The organism is Hallella mizrahii (assembly GCF_009695775.1).
GTDB classification, from domain to species: domain Bacteria; phylum Bacteroidota; class Bacteroidia; order Bacteroidales; family Bacteroidaceae; genus Prevotella; species Prevotella mizrahii.
The window spans coordinates 1-5085 of sequence record NZ_VUNG01000078.1; the positions used below are offsets into that span (position 1 = coordinate 1).

Below are 5085 nucleotides of genomic sequence, written 5' to 3' on the forward strand. Positions count from 1 at the left end.
TGGACATTGCCACAATAGTCCCAATACCGGGGATGCCCTTCAACAGCTCGTAGTTGTCCTTGTACCTGTCAAGCAAGGCGAGCTTACGCACCTCTCTTGTCGCAGTGAGCAACGTTGACCGCAGGGTTTCGACCTGCATAATGAGAAGGTCAAGGGACTTGCGTGTCGGTGAGAGCAGCGTGACGTCTTCCTTAAGCCATTTGATGAAAAACCGTGACCAGTGCGTGCCATGCTTTGCGAATCTTTCAGGCATCTCTACACCATTGCTATGGAGCATATGCTTGACTCGGGACTTGTAACCGCCGAGTTGCGTTTGGATTGTCTTTCTGATCCTTAACACAGAACGGTCGTCTATGTTCTCACGCTCACGGATGTATATCGGGCGTATCTCGTCCGCACGAAGTGAGCGGGCAAGTTTCAGCGCATCAACCTTGTCTGTCTTCATCAACTCCTCGTACTGGGTGGTGGGAACATCTGCCGCGTGTGTTACAACGCAGTCTATATTGTATTCCTTGAGGGCGTAGTAAGTGGAGAAGCCGCTGAAGCCCGACTCATAAACTGCATGGTATTCGCCTTCTGGGAAATTTCTTCTCAAAAAGTCAAAGAGCACTTTTGCCGAGGATGCCTGAGAGAATCTCTTGGCAAATCCTGACTCGGTCAGCACTGCGACCTCCCAAGTTCTGGCGTGGACATCGATTCCTATAAAAATATTTTGTCCTTTGAAAGAAATTTTGTTCCTTTGCATATTGGTACGGTTTTAATTGTTATTGTGTATTGTTCTTTCATTTTGCAAAAATACAATCCAATTATTACCGTGCCAACTTTTTACTCATCTTTTTTAGATTTTCCTTTCATCGCATTGAGATATGCGAGGGTTCTCGATGCGAAGCGGAGAGGTTCATCGCGTCTCTCAATGCGAAAAAATCTATACTCCGCAGGGTATCAATGAGCACACCGGTCGGTTCACAGTTGCAAACATAGTAACTATTATGAGGACAGTGACGTGTTCTTCGGCGAGCATACGCTGAAGTTCAATCCAGTCGCCATTGTCATGGAGGAGAGGACCGCACTGCTCGGAGCCCTCTCCGGGTATCCTCTCCACTGGCTTGCGGTAGGACACAGCAGACAACTGACAAAGAAAATGATTGACAAACTCCACGGCAGGCAGGTTATCCTGTTCCCCGACAGTACGGTTGACCAGGAATGGGAGATACTGTTCGGAGCGGAGGTGAAAGTTGACAAGACGTATGTGAAGACGGACATCAACAAGTATCTAATCGACAGAATAAGGAAGGGAGGTGTCGGCAATGGATAACGGAATAATTTCATACAGTAAAAACTTCCGCACAGGAATCTCTCATTCTCTCGCGGACTCACAGGAAGATGAAAACGATGCCCATAACTTTATCACTAAAGTTATGGAAAGTCTTTTGAGAGTTGATGGGGCAAGTTAGGCCTTTTGTCACTACAACGGCACTTGCCCACCCGCGAGGGGGAGTGGGAACCGGTGCGCTCGAAACTCGCTTACCTTTCACTTTGTATATAAACCTATTCTAAAGACACTATAAAAAAAGTTACACAAATCAAGACAGAGTTCATACAGATGCGTGTGGACCCCCCGTGAAAAGTCTGGCTAAGAAGACGGCAGGCGAACACTTCGGAGGAAACATGAGCGACATGTTCCGCTATGCCCTCCATCACTGTAATTTCCAGGATGACGGTGATTGCTCTTATGATGATGAACGCGGAAAAGACTTTACACGTATGGACAGGAGAACGTTAAGTCTGCTGTCGTCCATCCATGATGAGTACGCAAGGCTGAATACGGAGCTGGGCCGCATCGGCAACAACATCAACCAGATTGCCTACCACGTCAACGCGCAGTCGATGTCAAGTCCGTCGCCTGTGACACGGCAGTCGGCTGATGCCCTGGAGGATATCCGGAAGGCCATGAACTCCATGCGCACCTCCAACGCCAACATCTGGAAGAGAGTCAAGGAACATCTTACACACAACTCAAAAACTGAAGAGCTATGATTATCACAAAACTGAAGCCTGTCCACGGCGGCGTGTTCCCCGGGGCGGCCTACAACGAGAAGAAAGTGCTGGAGGGCGTGGCCGAGCTTGCCGGGTATGCCAACATCGACGGTAACTTCCTGCACACGCTGCGCACGCTCCACAGTGTGGGCATAGACTGCTCAGGTGAGGTGGAGCGCTACCTGCAAGACCGCTCGCAGACATGCGGCAACACGAGGTCAACGCAGTGGCAGATACACCTTGCCCTTTCCTGCGAGGGACATGAGAAGAACAAGGAGCAGCTTGTCGGCATCGCCCATGCCATGATGAGGGAATACGGGGCTGGCCGGCTGCCTTATCTCATCTATTTCCATCACGACACGGAGAACAACCACGTGCACATCCTCACGACAAGAGTGACTGCCAAGGGCCGGCTGCTTCCCGACCACAACGACTATCACAGACTCTACGACGCGCTCAACAGCGTCATCAGTGAGGACCAGAAGAACGACCTTGAGCGGATGCTCGGCTACAGCTTCACCACTGAGGGACAGCTGATGAATATCGCACGCTGGTTCAACTACACGGTCGGCACGTCGAAGTCTGATGATGACGTGTTGTCATTCTATCATGGTGGGGCGGAGGCTGTCAGGGTCAGACGCAGCGACGTTCAAGAACGTATTGCCGACTGCAAGAGCGACCGCAGGGAGGCGCTACGCCGTGAGGAAGCCGCCAGGCGTGCGAAGGCAATCATTATCAAGTACCGTGAGCTGAGCCTGAAACAGAATCCTCCACAATCAGACCGAAAGCAGGTGACGGGGAAAGACAAGCCTGCACGCGCCAAGACCCGCAAGGAGCTGGTCAAACAGAAACAGATGCGGAACCATCCCGACATCAAGAGCCTGACCGACTCTAGCGGGCGTTCATTGTCCACAACCGAGCAGTATCAGATGCAATGGCTGGTTGAGACCCTGCGCGGCAAGCTCGGCATTGCCGTCCACTTCCAAAAGGACAAGAACGGCGTGGTGCGAGGATACGGCATCGTTGACCATAATAATAAGGTGGCGCTCAACGGCAGCGACGTGATGAAGCTTGCCGATGTCGTCAACTTCGAGGAGTGGAAGGCTGTGCAGGAGACGAAGGCTGCTGCCAAGGCAAGACGGACAGAGAGGGCGAGCCGGACAGAGAGAAGCTGGCAAACGCCGAGTACCCAACAGACGGACAAGCCCAATCAGTGGAACAAGCCCAGTCAATCGGATAAGCCCAGCCAGACGGTGAACCCTGTCCAGACAGAGAAGCCAATTACCATCTACCAGGCTGACAGCAGACTGGACATTTATCGTCCACTATTCAAGGCAAAGGTAGGCTTGCAGAACAATAATGCAATCGTCCGGATGGAGATCGATGGTAACATCTACGACCGCCAGATTACCGATGACCAGTTGAATATGTATTTCGATGCTCCTAAGGAAGCACAGGAAGACGTAGCCATCCGTCTGGCTGTCTTCTACTTCCACCGCGAGATATACAAATTCTACCGTCAGCAGCTGGCTCAGCGGTATATCACTGAAGGAAGCAAGACGCTCGACATTCCCGAAAGCAAGGTGAGATGCTACAAGCAGTGGAGCGGTGCGTGGAAGCTTGCCCTCGACTATGGGGACGCGAGTCTGAGATACGACCTGACGGATGCCGAGTCGCGCCTTATGAACCGGATAGCGGATAATGACTCCGAGTTCCGCGCCACGAAGGTAAGACTGATCAAGGAGTATATAACCCGTGACGAGGCAAACGCCATGCTGCGGAACATCAAGTATGAGCTTGCAGCACCGAGCGCCTCAAAGGGCAGTGCCATGCCGGATGTGATAGCCGCCTTTGTCAGTCAGCACCAGCAGTTGATGATGCGGTTGGTCTCTCTCCTCTCCTGCAATGTGGGAAGCGGTGTCAACCGGGAGTTCGAGGTCGGCGGTCGCCGCAGACGCTGGGACGATATAGATGATGAGCGACGGTTCAGGAGCGACATGTCATGGTAAAGAGTCCAATAACCTAGTTTTTAACAGATTAATCATTATAACAATGGAAAAGAAAGACAATTCTAAGATTCAGAATCGTCAATTTGGCGATATTCACGGATGGGCAAGGAAAGCCAATGAAGCCACAACACCTTCCTGGTGGTCATCAACGACTGAGTCTGAGAACAAGCCGAAGAAGCGGAAGAAGCGTACGGACAGCATTGCCAATACCGATCCTCTTCCCAATTTCTCTTTTGACAAGAAGGGAAAGACCTGCTCCAAAGAGCCGGAGGTCATCCCTGCCGTCGAGGAAAGCAGTGCGGAAACTATAGAACCGCCCAAAGACCTGCCGGTGAAGAAGGAAGGCTCATCGAAGAAGGCAAAGAGCAAGACTTTCCACGAGGCGAAGGAGAACGAGAACTCAGCTCCCGCCAAGCTGAAGACCTCAGCTAAAGCATCGGAGCCTAGCTGTGCCGACAGCCAGCCGGCAGTGTCTCCTTCTTCAGATGACCTGTCGGTATTATGGCGTGCCGCCTCTGCTTCCAAAGCTGGTAAGTTCGCCGCGTCGCAGGTGTGGATAGATAAGGAGCTGTACCGTCAGATTGAAGCTTTCAACCTCAGATGTGGCAAGCCCGTGCCGACCAAGCATGTCATCAACGCAATACTGCGGATGTTCATAGATGGGCACAAGGCTGAGATTCAGAAAACGATGAAGAGAACATGATGAAAACATCTTAGCGTTCTATAATAAGTGCCTTTTCTGTCAGGAAGAGGCACTTATTGCAGCGTTAATAGACGTATAAATAGTGTTCACTGAATATATACAACTCGCTGATATTCAGAAAATAGCAGCGTTTTTATTTGGTGATTTAACATTTAATTGGTAGCTTTGTAGTGTTAAAGAAAACAGAAGATGAAGTATACGTCGCAGAATAAAAACAGACAATTGACGCTGGATATCTTCAGGTCGTCGCTTGACAGCCTGGACAAGTCCAACCGTTGGGTCATACTGGGCGATACTCTTCCCTGGGCCGAACTGGAGAAGGTCTACAACTCTAAA

Annotated in this window: 3 protein-coding genes and 2 pseudogenes; 4 read left to right on the top strand and 1 reads right to left on the bottom strand. The window is 50.9% G+C overall.

What is annotated here, in order from left to right; genetic code table 11:
• Positions 1-745, bottom strand: a 745-nt coding sequence (locus tag FYJ73_RS15385) for an IS110 family transposase (RefSeq protein ID WP_154535621.1), incomplete at its 3' end; no start/stop codon positions are given.
• Positions 746-970: 225 nt separating this feature from the next.
• Between FYJ73_RS15385 and FYJ73_RS15390 the strand changes: the two are divergent.
• From FYJ73_RS15390 to FYJ73_RS15405, 4 genes and pseudogenes are all read left to right on the top strand, one after another.
• Positions 971-1315: pseudogene (locus tag FYJ73_RS15390) on the top strand (DUF6371 domain-containing protein); the annotation flags it as partial.
• 449 nt (positions 1316-1764) lie between these two features.
• Positions 1765-1896: pseudogene (gene mobC, locus FYJ73_RS16345) on the top strand (plasmid mobilization relaxosome protein MobC); the annotation flags it as partial.
• 137 nt (positions 1897-2033) lie between these two features.
• On the top strand, positions 2034-4046 hold the full coding sequence (locus FYJ73_RS15400) for a relaxase/mobilization nuclease domain-containing protein (RefSeq protein ID WP_154535624.1): 2013 nt from the start codon (positions 2034-2036) through the stop codon (positions 4044-4046).
• A 43-nt stretch (positions 4047-4089) separates the two neighbouring features.
• The gene (locus FYJ73_RS15405; protein ID WP_154535625.1) at positions 4090-4749 is read left to right on the top strand and encodes a hypothetical protein; all 660 of its coding nucleotides are present in this window, start codon (positions 4090-4092) and stop codon (positions 4747-4749) included.
• The last annotated feature ends 336 nt before the right edge of the window (positions 4750-5085 follow it).

Coding starts and splice junctions, on each gene's coding strand:
- FYJ73_RS15400 (WP_154535624.1), top strand. CDS start 2,034: ATGATTATCACAAAACTGAAGCCTGTCCACGGCGGCGTGTTCCCCGGG.
- FYJ73_RS15405 (WP_154535625.1), top strand. CDS start 4,090: ATGGAAAAGAAAGACAATTCTAAGATTCAGAATCGTCAATTTGGCGAT.